The sequence below is a fragment of the Pseudomonas sp. N-137 genome (assembly GCF_034555295.1).
In the GTDB taxonomy this organism is placed as follows: Bacteria; Pseudomonadota; Gammaproteobacteria; order Pseudomonadales; family Pseudomonadaceae; genus Aquipseudomonas; species Aquipseudomonas rhizophila.
Window position 1 is genome coordinate 138,203 of sequence record NZ_JAXUDQ010000018.1, and the last position, 20,832, is coordinate 159,034.

At 58.9% G+C, this 20,832-nt stretch carries 22 protein-coding genes; 16 read left to right on the forward strand and 6 right to left on the reverse strand.

The window, feature by feature from the left end:
* Nucleotides 1–54 precede the first annotated feature (54 nt).
* From zur to T3A99_RS15570, 4 genes are read left to right on the forward strand one after another with little or no spacing between them, the layout of a single operon-like run.
* Entirely contained in the window at nt 55–537 is a 483-nt protein-coding gene (zur, locus tag T3A99_RS15555; RefSeq protein ID WP_047229782.1) for a zinc uptake transcriptional repressor Zur, read from the forward strand.
* Entirely contained in the window at nt 537–1,319 is a 783-nt protein-coding gene (znuC, locus tag T3A99_RS15560) for a zinc ABC transporter ATP-binding protein ZnuC (protein ID WP_047229781.1), read from the forward strand. Before zur ends, znuC begins: the two co-directional genes overlap by 1 nt.
* Nucleotides 1,312–2,100, forward strand: coding sequence for a zinc ABC transporter permease subunit ZnuB (gene znuB / locus T3A99_RS15565; RefSeq protein WP_047229780.1), 789 nt, complete (start codon nt 1,312–1,314; stop codon nt 2,098–2,100). The genes znuC and znuB overlap by 8 nt, the downstream gene beginning before the upstream one ends.
* A gap of 37 nt (nt 2,101–2,137) precedes the next feature.
* Nucleotides 2,138–2,851: a PA5502 family lipoprotein gene (locus T3A99_RS15570; protein ID WP_047229779.1), complete on the forward strand. Its 714-nt coding sequence runs from the start codon at nt 2,138–2,140 to the stop codon at nt 2,849–2,851.
* A gap of 116 nt (nt 2,852–2,967) precedes the next feature.
* Here T3A99_RS15570 and katE read toward each other — a convergent pair whose 3' ends face one another.
* Complete coding sequence (katE, locus tag T3A99_RS15575; RefSeq protein WP_322834540.1) at nt 2,968–5,106, reverse strand: catalase HPII; 2,139 nt, start codon at nt 5,104–5,106, stop codon at nt 2,968–2,970.
* 265 nt (nt 5,107–5,371) lie between these two features.
* Here katE and T3A99_RS15580 point away from each other — a divergent pair, with 265 nt between their 5' ends.
* The 4 genes from T3A99_RS15580 to T3A99_RS15595 all read left to right on the forward strand — a co-directional run bounded on the left by T3A99_RS15580 (nt 5,372) and on the right by T3A99_RS15595 (nt 8,995).
* Nucleotides 5,372–6,379: a methionine ABC transporter ATP-binding protein gene (locus T3A99_RS15580; protein ID WP_274090627.1), complete on the forward strand. Its 1,008-nt coding sequence runs from the start codon at nt 5,372–5,374 to the stop codon at nt 6,377–6,379.
* The gene (locus T3A99_RS15585) at nt 6,379–7,053 is read left to right on the forward strand and encodes a methionine ABC transporter permease (protein WP_047229776.1); all 675 of its coding nucleotides are present in this window, start codon (nt 6,379–6,381) and stop codon (nt 7,051–7,053) included. The genes T3A99_RS15580 and T3A99_RS15585 overlap by 1 nt, the downstream gene beginning before the upstream one ends.
* A gap of 79 nt (nt 7,054–7,132) precedes the next feature.
* Nucleotides 7,133–7,906 carry a MetQ/NlpA family ABC transporter substrate-binding protein gene (locus tag T3A99_RS15590; RefSeq protein WP_288916446.1) on the forward strand — a complete coding sequence of 258 codons (774 nt, stop codon included), beginning with the start codon at nt 7,133–7,135 and terminating at the stop codon, nt 7,904–7,906.
* 249 nt (nt 7,907–8,155) lie between these two features.
* Nucleotides 8,156–8,995, forward strand: coding sequence for a DUF3800 domain-containing protein (locus T3A99_RS15595; RefSeq protein ID WP_052915353.1), 840 nt, complete (start codon nt 8,156–8,158; stop codon nt 8,993–8,995).
* 86 nt (nt 8,996–9,081) lie between these two features.
* On the opposite strand, the gene T3A99_RS15600 is transcribed toward T3A99_RS15595, so the two are convergent.
* A complete protein-coding gene (locus T3A99_RS15600; protein ID WP_274090629.1) occupies nt 9,082–9,441 on the reverse strand; it encodes a DUF6124 family protein in 360 nt (119 codons plus the stop codon).
* Nucleotides 9,442–9,684: 243 nt separating this feature from the next.
* On the opposite strand from T3A99_RS15600, the gene T3A99_RS15605 reads away from it, so the two are divergent.
* The 4 genes from T3A99_RS15605 to T3A99_RS15620 all read left to right on the forward strand — a co-directional run bounded on the left by T3A99_RS15605 (nt 9,685) and on the right by T3A99_RS15620 (nt 12,963).
* Nucleotides 9,685–10,059: a lysozyme inhibitor LprI family protein gene (locus tag T3A99_RS15605; protein ID WP_080962942.1), complete on the forward strand. Its 375-nt coding sequence runs from the start codon at nt 9,685–9,687 to the stop codon at nt 10,057–10,059.
* A 458-nt stretch (nt 10,060–10,517) separates the two neighbouring features.
* A complete protein-coding gene (locus T3A99_RS15610) occupies nt 10,518–11,642 on the forward strand; it encodes a diguanylate cyclase (protein WP_322834541.1) in 1,125 nt (374 codons plus the stop codon).
* A gap of 421 nt (nt 11,643–12,063) precedes the next feature.
* On the forward strand, nt 12,064–12,483 hold the full coding sequence (locus T3A99_RS15615) for an organic hydroperoxide resistance protein (protein WP_003196182.1): 420 nt from the start codon (nt 12,064–12,066) through the stop codon (nt 12,481–12,483).
* Between the two features lie 33 nt (nt 12,484–12,516).
* Nucleotides 12,517–12,963 carry a phage infection protein gene (locus T3A99_RS15620; RefSeq protein WP_322834542.1) on the forward strand — a complete coding sequence of 149 codons (447 nt, stop codon included), beginning with the start codon at nt 12,517–12,519 and terminating at the stop codon, nt 12,961–12,963.
* Nucleotides 12,964–13,079: 116 nt separating this feature from the next.
* Here T3A99_RS15620 and T3A99_RS15625 read toward each other — a convergent pair whose 3' ends face one another.
* From T3A99_RS15625 to tag, 4 genes are all read right to left on the reverse strand, one after another.
* Nucleotides 13,080–13,868, reverse strand: a complete 789-nt coding sequence (locus tag T3A99_RS15625; RefSeq protein ID WP_076383157.1) for an SDR family NAD(P)-dependent oxidoreductase — start codon at nt 13,866–13,868, stop codon at nt 13,080–13,082.
* Nucleotides 13,869–14,032: 164 nt separating this feature from the next.
* Nucleotides 14,033–14,386, reverse strand: a complete 354-nt coding sequence (locus T3A99_RS15630) for a VOC family protein (RefSeq protein WP_076383158.1) — start codon at nt 14,384–14,386, stop codon at nt 14,033–14,035.
* A 406-nt stretch (nt 14,387–14,792) separates the two neighbouring features.
* The gene (locus T3A99_RS15635) at nt 14,793–15,680 is read right to left on the reverse strand and encodes a lysophospholipid acyltransferase (RefSeq protein WP_047230111.1); all 888 of its coding nucleotides are present in this window, start codon (nt 15,678–15,680) and stop codon (nt 14,793–14,795) included.
* A 42-nt stretch (nt 15,681–15,722) separates the two neighbouring features.
* Nucleotides 15,723–16,280: a DNA-3-methyladenine glycosylase I gene (tag, locus tag T3A99_RS15640; protein ID WP_047230110.1), complete on the reverse strand. Its 558-nt coding sequence runs from the start codon at nt 16,278–16,280 to the stop codon at nt 15,723–15,725.
* Nucleotides 16,281–16,361: 81 nt separating this feature from the next.
* Here tag and glyQ point away from each other — a divergent pair, with 81 nt between their 5' ends.
* The 4 genes from glyQ to T3A99_RS15660 all read left to right on the forward strand — a co-directional run bounded on the left by glyQ (nt 16,362) and on the right by T3A99_RS15660 (nt 20,770).
* Nucleotides 16,362–17,315 carry a glycine--tRNA ligase subunit alpha gene (gene glyQ / locus T3A99_RS15645; RefSeq protein WP_022641565.1) on the forward strand — a complete coding sequence of 318 codons (954 nt, stop codon included), beginning with the start codon at nt 16,362–16,364 and terminating at the stop codon, nt 17,313–17,315.
* Complete coding sequence (gene glyS, locus T3A99_RS15650) at nt 17,312–19,366, forward strand: glycine--tRNA ligase subunit beta (protein ID WP_322834543.1); 2,055 nt, start codon at nt 17,312–17,314, stop codon at nt 19,364–19,366. The genes glyQ and glyS overlap by 4 nt, the downstream gene beginning before the upstream one ends.
* Before the next feature lie 4 nt (nt 19,367–19,370).
* Nucleotides 19,371–19,910, forward strand: coding sequence for a D-glycero-beta-D-manno-heptose 1,7-bisphosphate 7-phosphatase (gmhB, locus tag T3A99_RS15655; protein ID WP_171061292.1), 540 nt, complete (start codon nt 19,371–19,373; stop codon nt 19,908–19,910).
* 80 nt (nt 19,911–19,990) lie between these two features.
* Nucleotides 19,991–20,770, forward strand: coding sequence for a lysophospholipid acyltransferase family protein (locus T3A99_RS15660; protein ID WP_047230107.1), 780 nt, complete (start codon nt 19,991–19,993; stop codon nt 20,768–20,770).
* Nucleotides 20,771–20,832 lie beyond the last annotated feature (62 nt).

The following is a 20,832-nucleotide window of genomic DNA, read 5'->3' on the forward strand; positions in this document are numbered from 1 at the left end:
AAGAGGCGAGAACGGGTAACATAATAACGTCTCTCACTAAAATCGTCGCTGCCCATGCCTATTACGCCCCTTGCCAGTCGTCCCCATGACCATTCTCACTGCGTGCACACCGCGCTGTCCGAGGCCGACGCCATCTGCGCGCGCCAAGGGTTGCGCCTGACCGCTTTGCGTCGACGCGTGCTGGAGCTGGTCTGGCAAAGCCACAAGCCGCTGGGCGCCTACGACATACTCGCGGTGCTCAGTGAGCAGGACGGCCGCCGCGCCGCGCCGCCCACGGTTTATCGGGCGCTGGATTTCCTGCTGGAAAACGGCCTGGTGCATCGCATCTCGTCGTTGAATGCCTTCGTTGGCTGCAATCATCCGGAACACGCGCACCAGGGCCAGTTCCTGATCTGTCGCGAATGCCACGCAGCCATCGAGCTGGAGCAGAAGTCCATCAGCGATGCCATCGTTGCCAGCGCCAAAGAAGTGGGTTTCGTGGTTGATACCCAGACCGTCGAAGTGGTCGGGCTCTGCTCCGGTTGCCAGGGGGCCTGATGAGCAATGCGTTGATCCGTCTCGAGCACGTAGGCGTGACGTTCGCCGGCCAGAGCGTGCTGGATAACATCCACCTGAGCGTCGAGCCGGGGCAGATCGTCACCCTGATCGGCCCCAACGGCGCCGGCAAGACGACCCTGGTGCGTGCCGTGCTGGGGTTGCTCAAACCCGACAGCGGCAGCGTCTGGCGCAAGCCGAAGCTGCGGGTCGGTTACATGCCGCAAAAGCTTCATGTCGACCCGACGCTGCCCCTGTCGGTACTGCGCTTCTTGCGCCTGGTGCCTGGCGTGGATCGCGCACGGGCCCTGGCGGCGCTCAACGAAGTCGGTGCCGAACAGGTGATCGACAGTCCGGTACAAAGTGTTTCCGGCGGCGAAATGCAGCGCGTGTTGCTGGCTCGCGCGCTGCTGCGCGAACCCGAGCTGCTGGTGCTCGACGAGCCCGTACAAGGGGTCGACGTCGCCGGTCAGGCCGAGCTGTACAGCCTGATCACCCGCCTGCGCGACCGTCACCGCTGCGGCGTGCTGATGGTTTCCCATGACCTTCACCTGGTCATGAGCACCACTGACCAGGTGGTCTGCCTCAATCGCCACGTCTGCTGTTCCGGGCATCCCGAGCAGGTCAGCGGCGATCCGGCATTCGTCGAACTGTTCGGAAAGAACGCACAAAGCCTGGCGATTTATCACCACCATCACGATCACGCCCATGACCTGCATGGTTCGGTGGTCAGCGACTCGTCTGTTACTACCCATGTTCATGGAGATGGCTGCAAGCATGGCTGATTTTCTGTTGTACGCCCTGCTCGCAGGCCTGGCCCTCGCGATGGTGGCCGGCCCCCTGGGCTCGTTCGTGGTCTGGCGGCGCATGGCCTATTTCGGCGATACCTTGTCCCACGCGGCCTTGCTGGGCGTGGCCCTGGGCTTTTTGCTGGACGTCAGCCCCGCAGTGGCGGTGACCGTCGGCTGCCTGTTGCTGGCGGTGCTGCTGGTGACGCTGCAACAGCGTCAACCGCTGGCGTCCGACACGCTGCTGGGCATTCTGGCGCCCAGCACCCTGTCTCTCGGGCTAGTGGTACTAAGCTTCATGCATGACGTGCGGATTGATCTGATGGCCTACCTGTTTGGTGATCTGCTTGCCATCAGCCCCATGGATCTTTCGTGGATCCTGGGTGGCAGCGCGGCCGTCCTGCTGCTGCTGGTAGCGCTCTGGCGCCCGTTGCTGGCGGTTACGGTGCATGAGGAACTGGCGCGGGTCGAAGGCTTGCCCGTGGTGGGTTTGCGGCTGGCGTTGATGCTGTTGATTGCGGTGGTCATTGCCGTGGCGATGAAAATCGTCGGTGTATTGCTGATTACTTCTTTGCTGATTATCCCGGCGGCCGCAGCACAGCGGCACGCCCGCTCCCCGGAGCAGATGGCCCTGGGCGCCAGCCTGCTGGGCATGCTCGCAGTGTGCGGTGGGCTGGCGCTATCGTGGTTCAAGGACACCCCGGCCGGGCCGTCGATTGTGGTCAGCGCCGCCGCGCTATTTCTGCTGAGTTTTGTCCTGCCCCGCCGAGGGGTGTAGACTTGCTCGCTTTTTGCGCAAATAGAGAGTCGCAGGAATGAAGCCGTTCGCCTCCCGTTATCTGCTCCTTGTCGCATTTTCCCTGCTGCTGGGCGCCTGCCAGAGTTCGCCGCCGGTCGCCGAAGCCCCCGACACCCGGGGCCCGGCCCTCGCGCAGTTTGAACAAAGTCTGGCCGGCAATGAGCTGGCCACTGCTGAAGACCAGCTGGCCGCCTTGCAGGCCCAGTCGCCGGAAGACCCGGCGCTGGAACCCTACCAACGGCAACTGGCCGAGGCGTATCTGCGCCGCAGCCAAATTGACCTGCAAAAAGGCGATGTAAACGCCGCCGCCACCGCCCTGAGCCGAGCCCGAGCCTTGATGCCCAAGGCGCCGGCGCTCTCCGGTGAGGTCAACAGCGCCATTGCCGAGGCCCGCAAGGTCGAGCTGGAAAAAGCCGAAGCCGCCCTCAAGGCCGCCGAAGCCAAACCGGTCGCCAAAGTGATCGACCCGAGTGCTGAAAGCACGACAGTTGCGCTGAATATCGGCGATATCCAGAAAATGCGTCGACAACTGGATGCCATTGCCGCCGACGTGGTGAATTTTCAATGTGACGTCAGCATCCAGGCGCCGCGCACCGACGATTATCCGTGGTTGGCGACTTTGCTGACCAAGCGGGTTAAGAAACTGGACCCGGGGTTTGATTTGAAACTGCAGAAGCAGATTCTGCGCAACGTGCCGGCGCAAATGGTGCTGACACCGCGCAATCCCTAAAAAGCATCGCGAGCAGGCTCGCTCCCACATGAGGCTTTGTGATCGACACAAAACCACTGTGGGAGCGAGCCTGCTCGCGATAGCGTCCTACCAACAAAAGCTCTGTCAGCCGCCCATCAAACCGGAATCGCCTTGGCCTTAGGCTCCCGCGCCCACACCCGATGTTGGGCAATAGCGTCGAAAAATGCCGGGAACTGGCTGGCATCCGCGTCAGGAATCAGCCCCGCATCCGCCTCCAGCTTCAACAGCACCAGCAATTGCCGGGCCTCGCCGTTGAGCGCGATGGCTTTCAGGTGCTTGTAGGCTTCCAGTACGTAATGCAACGCCACGCCGTCCGCACTCAAGGCTTTGATCGATTCCGCGCCACCTGGGACGAACACCGCATCAAAGGCAATGGACGGCATACCTTCCATGGACGCATCCACCGGCAGCTTTTGCCCAGCGGCTGTGGTGACCGGTGCGGAGGTTGGCCCCAGCACTTTGGCGTGAGCCCCCTTGGCTTCCAGGGCTTGCTTGAGCGCATCGATAATCGCTCCATCGACACCGTTGGCCACCAGCACAGCCACCTTACGGGTCTTGATGTCCCCGGACAGCAGGTTCGCCTGACTCAAGGCGGGGGATTGTTCCAACGAAGGTTTCGGTACGTCCACGGTGCAGGCGGTCGGTGCTGGCAGCCCGAGGTTTATTGCCACCCGCTCGGCCAACTTCAGATCAATGTTGGCGAGGATTTCATTGACCTGTCGTGCCCGAATGAACTCCCGCTCCACCTTGCCCAGTTCGAAACTGTAGGCGGCGATGATGTGTTCCTGCTCGTGGGGGCTCATGCTGTTGTAGAACAGCCGCGCTTGGGAAAAGTGATCGCCAAACGACTCGCTGCGTTGACGAATCTTGTGGGCATCAATGCGCTCTGGATAACTTTCGAAGCCGCCGTCCTGCGGGCCGGGCGGGGTTTCCTTCGGCCAGCCGCCATCGATGGAGTTCGGCTCGTAGGAAGCGCGGCCCTTGTCGATGGTGGTGCGGTGCATGGCGTCACGCTGACCGTTATGCACCGGAGTAATCGCCCGGTTGATCGGCAGCTCATGAAAATTCGGCCCACCGAGTCGGCTGATTTGCGTATCGGTGTAGGAAAACAGCCGGCCTTGCAGCAGCGGATCATTGGTGAAATCGATGCCCGGCACGATATGCCCAGGGCAGAACGCGACTTGCTCGACCTCGGCAAAGAAGTTATCCGGGTTGCGGTTCAATACCATCTTGCCCAGGGGCGTGATAGGAACGAGCTCTTCGGGAATGAGCTTGGTGGGGTCGAGGAGGTCGAAGTCGAACTTATGCTCGTCTTCCTCGGGGACAATTTGTACGCCAAATTCCCATTCCGGGTAGTCCCCCATCTCGATCGACTCCCAAAGATCGCGACGGTGGTAGTCGGTATCTTTACCGGCGAGCTTCTGCGCTTCGTCCCACACCAGCGAACAGGTGCCGACTGTGGGGCGCCAGTGGAATTTGACGAAGCTGCTCCGGCCCTCGGCGTTGATCATGCGGAAGGTGTGTACGCCGAAACCCTGCATGGACCGCAGGCTTTTGGGAATGGCCCTGTCAGACATGGCCCAAATCACCATATGGGCCGACTCCGGCACCAGCGAGACAAAATCCCAGAAGGTGTCGTGGGCCGAACCGCCCGTAGGAATTTCATTGTGGGGTTCGGGTTTCACCGCATGGACGAAGTCTGGAAACTTCACCGCATCCTGGATGAAAAACACCGGCATGTTGTTGCCCACCAGGTCGAAGTTGCCTTCGTCGGTAAAGAACTTCACCGCAAAGCCCCGCACATCTCGCACGGTGTCGCCGGATCCTCGTGGACCTTGCACCGTGGAAAAACGCACAAATACCGGCGTTTTTTTGCTCGGATCCTGTAGGAAACCAGCCTTGGTCAGCGCCGAATGCGCTTCATAACTCTGAAAGTATCCATGGGCGCCGGTGCCGCGGGCGTGGACAATACGCTCCGGGATGCGCTCATGGTCAAAGTGCGTGATCTTCTCACGCATGATGAAGTCTTCCAGCAACGAAGGCCCGCGCGCCCCGACCCGGAGGGTGTTCTGGTTGTCGGCAATCTTCACGCCCTGATTGGTGCGTAGCGCCTGCTCGGTGGCGTCGGAGCGAAACTGTTCCAGGCTTTCAAGCTTGGCATTGGTGTTGCCGCGATCCAGCGTGTCGGTCCCGGCCAGTTGGCTTTCGGTGCCGGTGGGCTTGTTGGTACTCATCAGACATAACTCCTCGTTGCGATCCCCGCCGTGGCCAGGACTCTTGAGTTCGATGCCGCAGGCACGGTACCCGGGCATTTTCGAGTTGCTTAGTGAGTGACCGATACCGGTTCGCCGCGTTCCTTTTTTATGTCCTTTGATCGCCTTATTGCCAAATGGCTGGTTCAATCGCAAATAAATGCTAAGAACCTCTATACGGACAGGCTAAAATGCGCGCCCGGCTAACCGCTGATCCTTTTCCAACGCGCCCCACAAGGTTCGCTACGTGATCGAGTTTCAAAACGTCCATAAAACCTACCGGGTCGCCGGTAGGGATATCCCCGCCCTGCACCCGACCAGTCTGACGATTGAGAACGGTCAGGTCTTCGGCCTGATTGGCCATTCCGGTGCGGGAAAAAGTACCCTGTTGCGCCTGATCAATCGCCTGGAAGACTCCAGCGGCGGCAAGATCATCGTCGACGGCGAGGAAGTCACTGCCCTGGACGCCAGCGGCTTGCGGCGTTTCCGTCAGCAGGTCGGGATGATTTTCCAGCACTTCAATTTGCTGGCGTCCAAGACCGTGGCCGACAACGTGGCGCTGCCACTGACGCTGGCGGGTGAATTGTCCCGCAGCGAAATCGACCAGCGCGTCGCCGAATTGCTGGCGCGGGTGGGCTTGTCCGACCACGCCAAAAAATACCCGGCGCAGTTGTCCGGTGGCCAGAAGCAGCGCGTCGGCATCGCCCGCGCCCTGGCGACCAAGCCCAAGATCCTGCTGTGCGATGAAGCCACCAGCGCACTGGACCCACAAACCACCGCATCGGTGTTGCAACTGCTGGCGGAAATCAACCGCGAGCTGAAGCTGACCATCGTGCTGATCACCCATGAAATGGACGTGATCCGCCGCGTCTGCGATGAAGTGGCGGTGATGGACGCCGGCGTGATCGTCGAGCAAGGACCCGTGGCCGAGGTCTTCTTGCATCCCAAGCACCCGACCACCAAGCGTTTCGTCCAGGAAGACGAGCAGATCGACGAAAGCGAACAGCGCGACGACTTTGCCCACGTACCAGGGCGCATCGTGCGTCTGACGTTCCAAGGCGAAGCGACCTACGCGCCATTGCTCGGCACCGTCGCCCGGGAAACCGGCGTGGACTACAGCATTCTGGCCGGTCGTATCGACCGCATCAAAGACACCCCCTACGGGCAACTGACCCTCGCCGTCACTGGCGGTGACATGGAGGCGGCATTCGCCCGTTTCACCGCGGCTGACGTCCACATGGAGGTGCTGCGCTGATGGAACTGTTGAATTCATTCTTCGCCAACATCGATTGGCTGGAAATCTGGCTGGCGACCGGCGACACCCTGCTGATGCTCTTTGGCTCGCTGCTGTTCACCGTGCTACTCGGCCTACCGCTGGGCGTGCTGCTGTTCCTCTGCAGCCCGCGCCAGTTGCTCGAAGCCCGCGGCGTTTATGCGCTGCTGTCGCTGATCGTCAACATCTTGCGCTCGCTGCCGTTCATCATCCTGTTGATCGTGATGATTCCGTTCACGGTATTGATCACCGGCACATCCCTGGGCGTGGCCGGCGCAATCCCGCCACTGGTGGTCGGCGCAACACCCTTCTTCGCCCGCTTGGTGGAAACCGCCTTGCGTGAAGTCGATCGCGGCATCATTGAAGCGACCCAGGCCATGGGCGCGACCACGCGCCAGATCATCGTCAACGCCTTGCTGCCGGAAGCCCGTCCAGGCATTTTTGCCGCGATTACGGTGACAGCGATTACGCTGGTGTCCTACACGGCCATGGCCGGTGTGGTCGGTGCCGGTGGTTTGGGTGACCTGGCGATCCGTTTCGGTTACCAGCGCTTCCAGACCGATGTGATGGTGGTCACGGTGGTGTTGCTGCTGGTGCTGGTCCAAGTCCTGCAAACCGTGGGCGACAAACTGGTTGTGCATTTCTCTAGAAAGTAAGGCCTCGCGGCCAATAAACCATGAGCCGGCCATTCGCTGGCAGGCGCCGAGAGCGGGCGCCCCACAAGGAGTTAGCTGAATGAAAAAACTACTGGTTGCCTTCGCTGCCGCCGCAGCATTTTCCGTCCACGCCGCCGAGACCCTGACCGTCGCGGCGACGCCGGTGCCGCACGCGGAAATCCTCGAATTCGTCAAACCGGCCCTGGCCAAAGAAGGCGTGGACCTCAAGGTCAAAGTCTTCACCGACTACATCCAGCCGAACGTACAGGTCGCGGAAAAGCGCCTGGACGCCAACTTCTTCCAGCACCAGCCGTACCTGGATGAGTTCAACAAAGCCAAGGGCACCCACCTGGTGAGCGTGACCGGCGTGCACCTGGAACCTTTGGGCGCGTACTCCAGCAAGTTCAAGACACTGGCAGAAGTGCCAGGCGGTGCCAACGTGGTCATCCCTAACGATGCCACCAACGGCGGCCGTGCGCTGTTGCTGCTGGCGAAGCACGGGGTGATCAAGCTGAAGGATTCCAACAACATCCTGTCGACGACCAAGGACATTGTTGAGAACCCGAAGGATTTGAAGTTCCGTGAGCTGGAAGCCGCGACCATTCCGCGGGTGCTGACTCAGGTGGATCTGGCGTTGATCAATACCAACTATGCGTTGGAGGCCAAGCTTGATCCGTCCAAGGATGCGTTGGTGATTGAAGGGAACGACTCGCCGTATGTGAATATTCTGGTTGCCCGTGAGGACGACAAGAACAGTGAGGCGATGAAGAAGCTGGCGGCGGCGCTGCATACGCCGGAAGTGAAGGCTTTTATTCTTGAGAAGTACAAAGGGGCGGTTTTGCCGGCGTTTTGATCTGATCGGGTGGTAAAAAAAACGGGGCTGCGTGGGAATGCAGGCCCGTTTTTTTGCTCGGAAATACGGCGTTACGGAAAGGCCCTCAAGATCATGGGCATTCATCAAACTTGATTGACATAGTGTTTGTTCCGCAATAATAATTGTCCCCAACGCATGAGGGTTTAACTCTCGTGCCTACCTTCCGAGGCCCGCTTGAGAGAAATCTCTGCGGGCTTTCGTGTTTCTATGACAAGGAGTCCGGTCACTATGACGCATTACGTCGCGTACCTGGATGAGTTCGGGCACGTCGGCCAGTACGTCTCACGCCACCATCCAAGGTACAAAACGCATCCCGCTTTCGGGTTTGCTGGTCTGATCCTTCCAGCTACCGAAATCCGCGAGTTCGCAATCTATTTCTACAAGCTAAAATGCCACCTCCTTGCGTTCGACCTTGCCAACGATAACCCCAAGAATCTGCCCGCCTATCAGTGGGAAAAGAAGGGCTCTCAGCTATACGCCCTCCGCAACGTCACCAAATATGAGCAACTCCGGCGCTCCACGTTCCGTCTCCTGAGCCACATTGAGAAAATCGGCGGTCACGTGTTCTACACAGGAGAGCACAAGACCACTGATCCTGGTGCCCATGACTCCACCGAGACGTTCAAACGGCAGCTTCTGCAGGCCGTGCGCAAAATAGACCGATTCTGCGTACAGAGCGGCTCAACCTTCATGTTGATGCTCGATGAACAACGCTGCGGTAACGAATGGCGGGAAACCAACGTGGAGGTCTGCACGCTGGCCATGTTCGAGGATGCCTCGCAAAAATGCAGGGCACTCATTGAGCCGCCAATTCAGGCCGAAAGCCATCTGTTCCAAACCATCCAGTGCGCCGACTGGATCTGCGGCCTTATCGGGCGCCTGACGGCCTTGTTGGTTGCCCCTGATGAATATCCGGAGCTGGAACCATTCGACAAATATTTTTCTGATCGTATCGCCAAAGTCACAATGCCAAGCAGCGGCCTGGAACATCAGAAGACCGCTGAGGTACCCGCCGAGCAGGCCGGAGAGACTATGCCCGATGCAACTGGTGCCCTCGCAGGCGACTAATGTCCCTCATGTAAGGCCCATAGAGCGTTAGTAAAGCAAACCCGACACAAGATGTCGGGTTTGCTTTTCGGGAGGATATTTACCTGCTATCGCGGATCGACGTTATCCAACACCCGATTCGTCAGCAATGAACTCAATTCGATCAATTGCTGGATGCCGAGAAGGATATGACGGCGCGGTCCTTCCAGGTCAAAGGCCAGGTTGCTGACCGTCGCGTCGGCTGCCGCCAGGGTTTCGCTGAGGTTGGCGAGGAGGGATTCGTTGTCGGCGCTTTTTGCGACGGTGAAGAGTTGGCCCGGTTGGGACGCATCTTCGGACTTTTCCGGTTTGGGTAGCAGGTAGTAATCCAAGGTGCGTTTGGCGGCTTCGTCGTGTTTTTTGCCCTTGGATTTGCTGCGCGAGGCGGTATGGTCTGTTTCAGGCGGATTCGGTGTAGGTTTGAACATGCACTAAGTCCTGTAAGTGAAGCCGTAACCCTCTAGCTACTAAACAAGGGGTGGCAGCTGTACGCAGGTTAGCGAGAGCTACGCAGCCTTTTTCAGCAATCACTTGCTCCCGACCCCCTAGCAGCATTTGCCCGTTGTTCAGGCCGAATAAGCCCTAGGATCTGCTTCATTGTTCTACAACCCTCATGATAAATTCCCCGCCGCGACCTCTAATGAATAGAGGGCATTCAGGGAGTGAAGTGAGTGATCAAGTCTTTGTTGGTTGGGACATTGCTGGCAATGGCATCAGCATCGGCATCTGCGATGAGTTGCGATAACCCTAGAAACGCCTATGACAGGACCTATTGCGCGTCGCTGAAAATGGTTCAGTCGGATCAGGAAATCAACGAGCAATACAAGAAGACGATGAGTGCTCTGAACCCGGAGCAAAAGAAAAAAGTGAAAGCCGCTCAAATCCAGTGGATCAAAATCCGTGACAACGCCTGTTCCAACGATGGCCTGCTCTACCTGGACTGTGCCAATGAGAAGACCGAGGCGCGTATCGTCATACTCAAGGCTGTCGAGCGCGAGTGCCGTGCTGCCGGTTGCGACGACGCTAAGCTGTCGCAAGTCGAGTAACCCGTAAACAATGAGCGCGTCGGGCTTGCTCGCGTTCATTCGACATTGCGCTCCATCCCTTCTGCACCCGTGACTCACGCGCGGGTCGGAATAAGCTGCGTTTGAGCCGCTCCACGAAAAACCCGACGTAAAGCGTCGGGTTTTTCTTTGGCGGGTTTACCCGCTATCGCGGCTCAACGCCACGCTCGACCATGGCACGCCATGTCTGCACGCTAAAGCGTTCCTGCATCCTGGCATGCCATGTGCGACACATTCTTCAGGAACGCACCCGCGAGGATGATGCGATTTGTCTGTAGGAATGGTTGGCGCTGCTTCGCAGCCCAGCGGGAGCAAGCTCTCTCGCCACGGGGCTCGGTTTAATCGGGATATCGGGGCGGTGGGTGTAATTCAGTTGTTCGCCTTACTGGCAGGGTGCCACAATCGCTCTCTTTCAGTTGCGTCACGATCAGGTGGATCACATGGATTGCCCAGGATCTCGGAATGACCAGGCTTTCTTCATAGCCGAGCAGGTGCGAACTGACCGGCTGCAGCAACTGTTTCGCCAATCGGTTTCTGCGGTGTTCGGTAGCTACCTCGCGGCCATCATGCTGTGTTGGCTGTGCTGGAATCGGTTTGAGCACAGCGTCATCTTTTGGTGGTTGGCCATCTTGACTGGCTCGACGCTGTTGCGCATTTCGTTGTTCGTTGCCTATGTTCGCAGCGACGAAAGCGAGCGCACCCCCCAACGCTGGGAGCGCAAATACTGGATCACACTGGTATTGTCCGCCAGCATCTGGGGAGGAGGCGCATTAGCGGTCATGCCGGCGGACGATCTGTTGTCCCAGGCATTGGTCATGCTTTTTACTGTCGGCATGTCCGTCAGCGCGGTGTCCTGCTACTCCGCCTACCGTGATATGACTCTCGTCTCCATTGGCCTGGTGCTGTTGCCGTGCACCGCCTGGCTGCTGTTTCAACCGTCGCCGATTCAAGTGGGCATCGCACTCTCGATTTTGGTGTTCGCAGCATTTGCCGCCCGTGCTACACACAAAATGTCCCAGGCACTGGAAACCGCTTTTCGACTCACCCGCGAAATGGAACAGGCCAACAGCATTTCAACTCGCGCAGCCCAAACCGATGAACTGACCGGCCTGAAGAGCCGTCGGGCTTTTTTCGAGCATGCCCAACAGCTCTACGACGAATGCAAGGCCAAGCGGGTAGGGTTGTGCGCCGTCATGCTGGACATGGATCACTTCAAGCACATCAACGACACCTACGGCCATCAGGTGGGGGATCAGGTTCTGCGCCAGATGGGGGCGGTCATCAGTTCGTCGTTTCGGGGAACGGATATTCATGGCCGGCTAGGCGGGGAAGAGTTCGCCATCCTGCTTCCGGACACTTCCATCGAAGTCGCTACCCAAATTGCAGAACAGCTCATCGATACGATTGCGGGTTTGATGATCGAGCCTGTTCACTGCATATCAGCCAGCCTCGGCGTCGCGTCGACGGAGGCTTGTAATAAGGACCTTCACAGCCTGATGAACGATGCGGACAAAGCTCTGTATCGAGCAAAGGCCTTGGGGCGTAATCGAGTGGCTGTTGCTTAGTCGGATTGGCTTACATCATCAGTTGGAATTTGATCGTGTCCACGCTCTGCATCACCTTCCAAAAGCGGAACGCGGAGCGTCCCTGGCGGCATTCCCACGCAGGAGCGTGGGAATGATCGAGAAGCCCATCATTCTACTTTGAACGCCCTTTCTCCGAAGCTCTGCAATTACGCTGGCCCTGCTGATACCCCTAGCACCTCCTTCCCCTTGAATCACTTCGCGGCCCACACGCTCTGTCGACACGGCGGCGCTTAAAAATAAATTTCCTTTTGGATCAACTGGTTAATTCAAATTCGGCAAATTTTCAAAAATTTATCTTGCGCGCAAACTATTTGCCCTTTAACTTTATCTCAACTGGTTAGCGCACAAACATTTAGCGCAAACCAAATCGGTCAAACCAATCAGCAAGCGAGGAAACACCATGAACGTTCTCTATACCGCAGTCGCAACCTCCACCGGTGGCCGTGATGGCCGTGCTGTTTCCAGCGACAAGATTCTCGACGTGAAACTGGCCACACCAAAAGCCCTGGGCGGCGCCGGTGGTGAAGCCACCAACCCTGAGCAGTTGTTCGCCGCCGGTTACTCGGCCTGCTTCATCGGCGCATTGAAGTTTGTCGCCAGCCAAAGCAAACGCAGCATCCCTGCTGACGCCTCGATCACGGCACACGTCGGCATCGGCCAGATCCCTGGCGGTTTCGGTCTGGACATTGACCTGCACATCAATCTGCCGGGTCTGGATCAAGCCGATGCTCAAGCGCTGGTCGACGCGGCTCACCAGGTCTGCCCGTACTCCAACGCGACACGCGGCAACGTCGACGTCCGTTTGCACGTCACCGTCTAACTCACTTCATCTACGAATAAAAAGGATCAGGACATGAACACTTTCAACAAAACGCTTGTTGGCTCGCTTCTCGCACTGGCGCTCGGCAATGCATTCGCAACTTCTTTTGTTCAACCTACGGTCGCTGAGGGCGGCTCGGACCGGCTGATCGAAAAACGTGTCGCTGAAGGTGGTTCGGATCGGCTGATCGATAAACGTGTCGCCGAAGGCGGCTCGGATCGGCTGATCGATAAACGTGTCGCTGAAGGTGGTTCGGATCGGCTGATCGATAAACGTGTCGCTGAAGGTGGTTCAGATCGACTGATCGAAAAACGTGTCGCCGAAGGCGGTTCGGATCGGCTGATCGATAAACGTGTCGCTGAAGGTGGTTCAGATCGGCTGATCGAAAAACGTGTCGCCGAAGGCGGTTCGGATCGGCTGATCGATAAACGTTTAGCCGAAGGCGGCTCGGATCGCTTGATCGAAAACCGGGTAGGCTGAACAAACCCTTCAACGCTCCGAAAACGGGTCAAATCAACCCATGTTGCTTCCAAAAGAAAAAACGCCGCTTATCTCTCATGAGGAAGCGGCGTTTTTTTGCAACGTGTCATTGAGCCCTAAACGATGCTATCCACCACACCACCATCCACACGCAACGCCGCACCGGTGGTGGCCGAGGCCTGTTCCGAGCTGGCATAGATGATCATGTTGGCGACTTCCTCGACGCGCGCCGCACGCTGGATGATCGAGGTGCTGCGGTGCTGGTTGACGAAATCCGCCGCGACTTTTTCCAGGCTTTCCCCGCTGCGCTCGACGTCTGCCTGGAGCATCTGGGCAACTCCTTCGGAAAGCGTCGGCCCAGGCAGTACCGAATTCACCGTAACGCCGGTGCCGGCGAGGCGCTTGGCCAGGCCGCGAGCAATGGACAGTTGGGCGGTTTTGGTAAAGCCGTAGTGGATCATGTCGGCGGGGATGTTCAGACCCGATTCCGACGAGACAAACACAATCCGCCCCCAACCGCGCTCGACCATGCCAGGCGCGTAGGCCCTGGAAACCCGCACGCCCGACATCACGTTGGTTTCGAAAAAGCGCTGCCATTCGCTGTCCGGCGTTTCGAAAAAGTCTTCCTGTTTGAAAATGCCCAGGTTGTTGATGACGATATCGAAGCTTGGGTGCTTGGCGATCAGTGCCTGGCAGCCAGCCTCATGACTAAGGTCACCCACAAAGCCAGCGGCATTTGAAGCAAGGTCGCCCAACCGCTGCAACGCGTCCTCCACGCTGCTCTCGCTGCGACCATTGATGACCACGTGGGCGCCGGACTCGAGGAAGCCTTTGGCTGTGGCGAAACCAATGCCGCTGGAGGAGCCGGTGACTAAGACGTGGCGTCCGGTGAAGTCGATTTTCATGAGGGGACTCCTTGATTAATGAACCAGAGGAAGTGCGATATTTCTGAACGGACGGTAATCCGACGGATTTAGAGATGGCTTTGCCATTCCAACGTCACCGATATCGCAGGTCCTTAATCATGGACACGATTGAGGCTTTGCGCCTCCTCGTGATCAATCAGCCATCAGGAAGCCGACCACACCGCCAGCTCATAGCCATCCGGATCGATAAAGTGAAAACGTCGGCCACCGGGGAAATCGAACACTTCACGGCTGATGATCGCCCCAGCGGCCTTGAGTCTGAGTTGGGTGCCTTCAAGGTCATCCGCGTACAGGATGATTAACGGGCCGCCTGGGCGCACAGGTTCACCGGTCGTGAAGCCACCGGTCAGACGACCGTCGCTGAATTCGGTGTAGGTCGGGCCGTAGTCGACGAAACTCCAGCCGAATGCGCTCGCATAGAAGGCTTTGCTTCGGGCGATGTCGCTGACATTGAGCTCGATGTTGTCGATCTGGCGGTCATTACCTCGAATGCCCATTGACGCGTCCTTGGCTGATTGGGGCTAGGCGAGATTAGGACATTCAGCCCGCACTGTGCTTGGAAAAATAGACCTCTGTGCCTGAAAGAATGTGTCAGCTTGGTTGGGGCTGCTGCGCAGCCCAGCGGGAGCTAGCTCCCTCGCCACAGGGTGAGCCGTTCGGTTGGATATGTGTTGTCTGTCAGGCTCGCTCCCACAGTTTTTCCGGGTTGTTCACAGATATCGCATCCATCACAAATCCCCGTGGGAGCTGAGCTTGCTCGCCATAGCGGTGGTTCAGCTTGCACTGATGTTGAATGGGCCGCCGTCATCGCGAGCAAGCTCGGCTCCCACATGGGTTCTTGGGTGTTCGCATATCCTGCATTCACCACAAATCCCTGTGTCACTCATATGCAGCAACAGGCCTTCAGTACCACCGCGCCTCGCCTGGCGGGCGTTTTTTGAAGCGTTTCATGCTCCACATGTACTGGCTCGGGTAGGCGCGTACATAACGCTCCACAACCTGGCTCATGGCGGCGCAGGCGGTTTCGGTGTCGGTGCTGTACATGGCGTCTGGGGCGGCTTCGAGGATGACTTTGTAGCCGGAGCCGTCCGGCAGGCGCAGGGCGTGGAGGAATACGCCGACGGCCTTGCCACCGGCGAGCATGTTCGGTACGAACTTGCTGGTCAGGGCCTGGGTGGCGAAGAAGGGGACGAAGATGCCGGCAGACTCGGCCGGTTCCGGGTCGGCGGGAATGCCCACTTGACCGCCCTTTCGGACCTCTTTGATGACGCTGAGGATACCTTCCTTAGTCGACGCCGCGACTTTGTTGCCCAGTTGCACGCGCTGTTTGCGCAGCAATTCATCCACCGCTTTAAGCTTGGGCGGACGGTAGAAAATGATCGGTTTGCACTGGCTGCAATAGAAGTGGTTGAGCACTTCCCAGTTGCCCAGGTGGCTGGTGATGCCCACCACGCCTTTGCCGGAAGCGAGCGCTTCTTTTAATACGTCCAGGCCTTCGACTTCCCGCACCAGGTCGATGGAACGCTGGGCCGGCCAGATCCAGGCGCAGGCGCTTTCAGTCAGGGATTTGCCGATGTCCTTGAGGCTTTGGCCCACCAGGCGTTCGCGCTCGGCCGGGTCCATCTCGGGGAAACACTTGGCGAGGTTGATCCGCACCACGTCGCGGGAACGATTGGGCAGCTTCCACATGAGCCAGCCGATGGCCGAACCCGACGCCTGCACCGCGCGCCAAGGCAGCATCGCAAACAACCGCAGAGCGCCGACCAGCAAGGCGCCTTTCAACTTATCCACAGGTCACTCCTGAATTCATGGGCGTGTTGCGAGCCGGCTATTCTAACCGCCGTTTGCCAGCTCCGCGTAGCGGTCGCAGTCCTGGGTGTGGTCCATGACCATTCCCGAGGCCTGCATCAAGGCGTAACAAATGGTCGGCCCGACAAAAGTGAAGCCGGCTTTTTCCAGGCCCTTGCTCATCTGCACGGCCTGGGGCGTGATGGCCGGCACTTCGGAGCGATCCTTGAAGTGGTTGATGACCGGCTTGCCGTCCACGAACGACCAGAGGAACGCCACCGGATCCTCCAGGGCCAGCCAGGCTTGGGCATTGCGCCGGGCCGCATTGAGCTTGAGGCGGTTGCGGATGATGCCGGGGTCGAGCATCAGCTCATCGATTTCTGCATCGCTCATCTGCGCCACGCGCTGGACGTCAAAGCCGAACAGCACTTGCCGGTAGCGCTCGCGTTTGCGCAAAACGGTGATCCAGGACAGCCCGGCCTGGAACCCTTCGAGCAAAAGCAACTCGAACAAACCCTGCGCATCGCGCAGCGGCGTGCCCCACTCCTGATCGTGATAAGCCATGTACAAAGGATCGTCAGAACACCAAAAGCAGCGTGGCATAAGGCTCCAGGGGGCGTGCGCACGAACGAATCGGGTATACTCCCGCTCTTTAAATCGCAGCCCAAGAAACAGGTGAATTTCGTGAGCCAGCCTACGCCAGCCGTGCGTACCTTCCAAGACTTGATCCTCGCCCTCCAGCAATACTGGGCCGAGCAAGGTTGCGTGGTACTTCAGCCCTACGATATGGAAGTAGGCGCCGGCACTTTCCACACTGCCACGTTTCTGCGTGCCATCGGCCCGGAAACCTGGAACGCCGCTTATGTGCAGCCCAGCCGCCGCCCGACTGACGGCCGCTACGGCGAAAACCCGAACCGTCTGCAGCACTACTACCAGTTCCAGGTGGTCCTGAAACCGAACCCGGAAAATTTCCAGGAGCTGTACTTGGGCTCGCTCAAGCACGTCGGCCTCGACCCGCTAGTGCACGACATTCGTTTCGTTGAAGACAACTGGGAATCGCCAACCCTGGGCGCCTGGGGCCTGGGCTGGGAAGTCTGGCTCAACGGCATGGAAGTGACCCAGTTCACTTACTTCCAGCAAGCGGGTGGCATCGAGTGCTACCCGGTGACCGGCGAAATCACCTATGGCCTGGAACGCCTGGCCATGTACCTGCAAGGCGTGGACTCGGTCTACGACCTGGTATGGGCCGACGGCCCGTTCGGCAAAGTGACCTACGGCGACGTGTTCCACCAGAACGAAGTGGAGCAATCGACCTACAACTTCGAACACGCCAACGTCGACAAGCTGTTCGAGTTGTTCGATTTCTATGAAAGCGAAGCCAAGCGCCTGATCGAACTGGACCAGCCGCTGCCGTTGCCGAGCTATGAAATGGTGTTGAAGGCGTCCCATACCTTCAACCTGCTGGACGCACGCCGGGCGATTTCCGTGACTGCGCGCCAGCAATACATCCTGCGTGTACGCACCCTGGCGCGTTCCGTTGCGCAAGCCTACCTGCTGGCCCGTGCCAAGCTGGGCTTCCCGATGGCGACCCCGGATTTGCGTGATGAAGTGTTGGCTAAGCTGGAGGCTGCACAATGAGTGCTCAAGATTTTCTGGTTGAACTGGGCACCGAAGAACTGCCACCCAAAGCCCTGAACACCTTGGCCGATGCGTTCCTGGCCGGTATCGAGAAGGGCCTGCAAGCCGCTGGCCTGAACTTCGAAGCCAAGCATGTCTACGCCGCACCGCGTCGTTTGGCCGTGCTGATCACCGCCCTGGCGACCCAGCAGCCGGACCGCAGCATCAACCTCGACGGCCCGCCACGCCAGGCCGCGTTCGATGCCGACGGCAACCCAACCCAGGCCGCCCTCGGTTTCGCCAAGAAATGTGGCGTGGACCTGAGCGAAATCGACCAGAGCGGGCCGAAGCTGCGCTACAGCCAGAGCATCAAGGGCAAGCCGACCGCCAGCCTGTTGCCGACCATCGTCGAAGATTCCCTGAACGACCTGCCGATTCCCAAGCGCATGCGCTGGGCCGCGCGCAAGGAAGAGTTCGTGCGTCCGACCCAATGGCTGGTGATGCTGCTCGGTGACCAAGTCATCGACTGCACGATCCTGGCCCAGAAGGCCGGTCGCGATTCCCGCGGTCACCGCTTCCATCATCCGCAGAGCGTGCGCGTCACCTCGCCGGCCAATTACCTGGCCGACCTGCGTTCCGCCTACGTATTGGCTGACGCCAACGAGCGTCGCGAACTGATCAGCAAGCGCACCGAAGAGTTGGCCACCCAGCAGGAAGGCACCGCCATCGTGCCGCCAAGTCTGCTGGACGAAGTGACCGCGCTGGTGGAATGGCCAGTGCCGCTGGTGTGCTCGTTCGAGGAACGTTTCCTTGAAGTGCCGCAGGAAGCGCTTATCACCACCATGCAGGACAACCAGAAGTATTTCTGCCTGCTGGACGCTGAAGGCAAGTTGCTGCCGCGCTTCATCACCGTCGCCAACATCGAAAGCAAGGACCCGCAGCAGATCATCGCCGGTAACGAGAAAGTCGTTCGCCCGCGCCTGACGGACGCCGAGTTCTTCTTCAAGCAGGACAAGAAGCAACCGCTGGAAAGCTTCAACGAACGCCTGCAGAACGTGGTGTTCCAGGAAAAACTCGGCAGCGTCTACGACAAGGCCGAGCGCGTTTCGAAACTGGCTGCTTTCATCGCTCCACGCATTGGCGGCGACGCCCAGCGCGCCGCCCGTGCCGGCATCCTGTCCAAGTGCGACCTGTCCACAGAAATGGTCGGTGAGTTCCCGGAGATGCAAGGCGTTGCCGGTTACTACTACGCCCTCAACGACGGCGAGCCGCAAGACGTGGCCCTGGCGCTGAACGAGCAGTACATGCCCCGCGGTGCCGGCGCTGAACTGCCGACCACCCTGACCGGTGCGGCCGTGGCCATCGCCGACAAGCTCGACACCCTGGTGGGTATCTTCGGCATCGGCATGTTGCCTACCGGCAGCAAAGACCCGTACGCCCTGCGTCGCGCGGCGTTGGGTGTGCTGCGGATCCTGATCGACAATCAACTGGACCTGGACCTGAACGACGCTGTGGCGTTCGCCGTCAATGCGTTCGGCAGCAAGGTCAAGTCTGCCGGTCTGGCCGACGCGGTGCTGGAATTCATCTTCGACCGCCTGCGTGCGCGTTATGAAGACGAAGGCGTCGATGTCGCCACCTATCTGTCGGTGCGTGCCCTCAAGCCCGGTTCGGCCCTGGACTTCGACCAGCGCGTCCAAGCGGTGCAGGCTTTCCGCCAACTGCCGGAAGCAGCAGCGCTGGCGGCGGTGAACAAGCGGGTGTCGAATCTGCTGAGCAAGGCCGAGCCTACAATTTTCGCCGTACCTGAGGCGCGGTACTTTGATAACGCCGTGGAGTTCTCACTCAACTCGGCTATCCAGCAGGCGTCTACGTCCGTGCAACCGCTGATGGAAAAGCGCGAGTATGCCGAAGCGCTGGCACGCCTGGCAGCACTGCGCGATCCTGTCGATGCGTTCTTTGAAGCCGTGATGGTGAATGCGGACAACGAAGATGTTCGCAAGAATCGCTATGCACTGCTGGCGCGCCTGCGGGGCCTGTTCCTCAATATTGCCGACATTTCCATGCTGGGTTGAGGGGCTGCTTTTGAAACTGCTGATTCTCGATCGGGACGGAGTGATCAACCACGACTCCGACGCTTATATCAAATCGGTGGAGGAGTGGTTGCCGCTCCCCGGTTCGATCGAAGCCATCGCGCAGTTGAGCAAGGCCGGCTGGACGGTGGCGGTTGCCACCAACCAGTCGGGCATTGCCCGCGGTTACTACGACCTCGCGGTCCTTGAGGCCATGCATGAGCGCTTGCGCGCATTGGTGGCCGAGCAGGGCGGTGAAGTCGGGCTGATCGTCTACTGCCCGCACGGGCCGGACGAAGGTTGTGATTGCCGCAAGCCCAAGCCGGGCATGTTGAAAACCATTGCCGCTCACTACGATGTAACGCTGGCGGGAGTGTGGTTCGTCGGCGACAGCCTGGGTGACCTGGAGGCGGCCAAAGCCGTCGATTGTCAGCCCGTTTTGGTAAAGACCGGCAAAGGCGAGAAGACTCTGGGCAAGACCCTGCCGGTGGGCACCCTGATTTTTGAAGACTTGGCGGCGATTGCCGCTGAACTTATCCACAATTAGAGCTCCCAAGACATCCTGATCAAGGACTGTTCGGGAAGCGCTTAAACAGTCGGGCACTGCCCGCAACGGTAAATGCCGCTATGTCGATATTGCAGGCCATCAGAACCTTTCTCTTTTACCTGCTGCTGGGCACCAGTTCGTTGTTGTGGTGCACGTTGAGTTTTTTTGTAGCGCCTTTCATGTCGTTCAGGACGCGCTACCGTTTTATCAATGTGTACTGGTGCCGTTGCGCGCTGTGGCTGAGCAAGGTTTTTCTGGGGATACGGTATGAAGTAAAAGGCGCCGAAAACGTGCCTGAGCGGCCGTGCGTGATCCAGTCCAACCACCAGAGCACCTGGGAGACTTTCTTCCTTTCGGCTTACTTCGAGCCCCTGAGCCAAGTGCTCAAACGTGAGCTGCTGTTCGTACCTTTCTTCGGCTGGGCCATGGCAATGCTGCGCCCCATCGCCATTGACCGGGACAACCCCAAGGTTGCTCTCAAGCAAGTGGCGAAAAAAGGTGATGAGCTGCTCAAGGACAAGGTTTGGGTTTTGATCTTTCCAGAGGGTACCCGTGTTCCCTACGGGACGATCGGCAAATTCTCCCGCAGTGGCAGCGCATTGGCGGTAAACGCTGACCTGCCGGTGCTGCCGATTGCACACAATGCCGGCAAGTTCTGGCCCAAGGGTGGCTGGCTCCGGACACCGGGCGTCATCACCGTGGTGATCGGCAAGCCCATGTATGCCGAAGGTAGCGGGCCCCGTGCTATTGCCGAGCTCAATGAACGCGTACAAACCTGGAACGAACAGACCCAACGGGAGATGGGTTCGCTTCCACCCGGTCCTGTCGCGGAAGTGCCCACGGAACAAGCCGCTGTTTGATATCTGTGGATAACCTGTGCACCGTTTTTTCGAAATCCGTTACTTTTCTGTTTTATGTCTTT

What these genes read in the sequence shown, in the direction of transcription:
- T3A99_RS15620 (WP_322834542.1), top strand. Translation starts at nt 12,517, where the DNA reads ATGAACACTTTCAACAAAACGCTTGTTGGCTCGCTTCTCGCACTGGCG.
- T3A99_RS15595 (WP_052915353.1), top strand. Translation starts at nt 8,156, where the DNA reads ATGACGCATTACGTCGCGTACCTGGATGAGTTCGGGCACGTCGGCCAG.
- T3A99_RS15615 (WP_003196182.1), top strand. Translation starts at nt 12,064, where the DNA reads ATGAACGTTCTCTATACCGCAGTCGCAACCTCCACCGGTGGCCGTGAT.
- glyS (WP_322834543.1), top strand. Translation starts at nt 17,312, where the DNA reads ATGAGTGCTCAAGATTTTCTGGTTGAACTGGGCACCGAAGAACTGCCA.
- katE (WP_322834540.1), bottom strand. Translation starts at nt 5,106, where the DNA reads ATGAGTACCAACAAGCCCACCGGCACCGAAAGCCAACTGGCCGGGACC.
- T3A99_RS15630 (WP_076383158.1), bottom strand. Translation starts at nt 14,386, where the DNA reads ATGGGCATTCGAGGTAATGACCGCCAGATCGACAACATCGAGCTCAAT.
- zur (WP_047229782.1), top strand. Translation starts at nt 55, where the DNA reads ATGCCTATTACGCCCCTTGCCAGTCGTCCCCATGACCATTCTCACTGC.
- znuB (WP_047229780.1), top strand. Translation starts at nt 1,312, where the DNA reads ATGGCTGATTTTCTGTTGTACGCCCTGCTCGCAGGCCTGGCCCTCGCG.
- T3A99_RS15660 (WP_047230107.1), top strand. Translation starts at nt 19,991, where the DNA reads ATGTCGATATTGCAGGCCATCAGAACCTTTCTCTTTTACCTGCTGCTG.
- znuC (WP_047229781.1), top strand. Translation starts at nt 537, where the DNA reads ATGAGCAATGCGTTGATCCGTCTCGAGCACGTAGGCGTGACGTTCGCC.
- T3A99_RS15590 (WP_288916446.1), top strand. Translation starts at nt 7,133, where the DNA reads ATGAAAAAACTACTGGTTGCCTTCGCTGCCGCCGCAGCATTTTCCGTC.
- T3A99_RS15625 (WP_076383157.1), bottom strand. Translation starts at nt 13,868, where the DNA reads ATGAAAATCGACTTCACCGGACGCCACGTCTTAGTCACCGGCTCCTCC.
- T3A99_RS15600 (WP_274090629.1), bottom strand. Translation starts at nt 9,441, where the DNA reads ATGTTCAAACCTACACCGAATCCGCCTGAAACAGACCATACCGCCTCG.
- tag (WP_047230110.1), bottom strand. Translation starts at nt 16,280, where the DNA reads ATGCCACGCTGCTTTTGGTGTTCTGACGATCCTTTGTACATGGCTTAT.
- T3A99_RS15610 (WP_322834541.1), top strand. Translation starts at nt 10,518, where the DNA reads ATGGATTGCCCAGGATCTCGGAATGACCAGGCTTTCTTCATAGCCGAG.
- T3A99_RS15585 (WP_047229776.1), top strand. Translation starts at nt 6,379, where the DNA reads ATGGAACTGTTGAATTCATTCTTCGCCAACATCGATTGGCTGGAAATC.
- T3A99_RS15570 (WP_047229779.1), top strand. Translation starts at nt 2,138, where the DNA reads ATGAAGCCGTTCGCCTCCCGTTATCTGCTCCTTGTCGCATTTTCCCTG.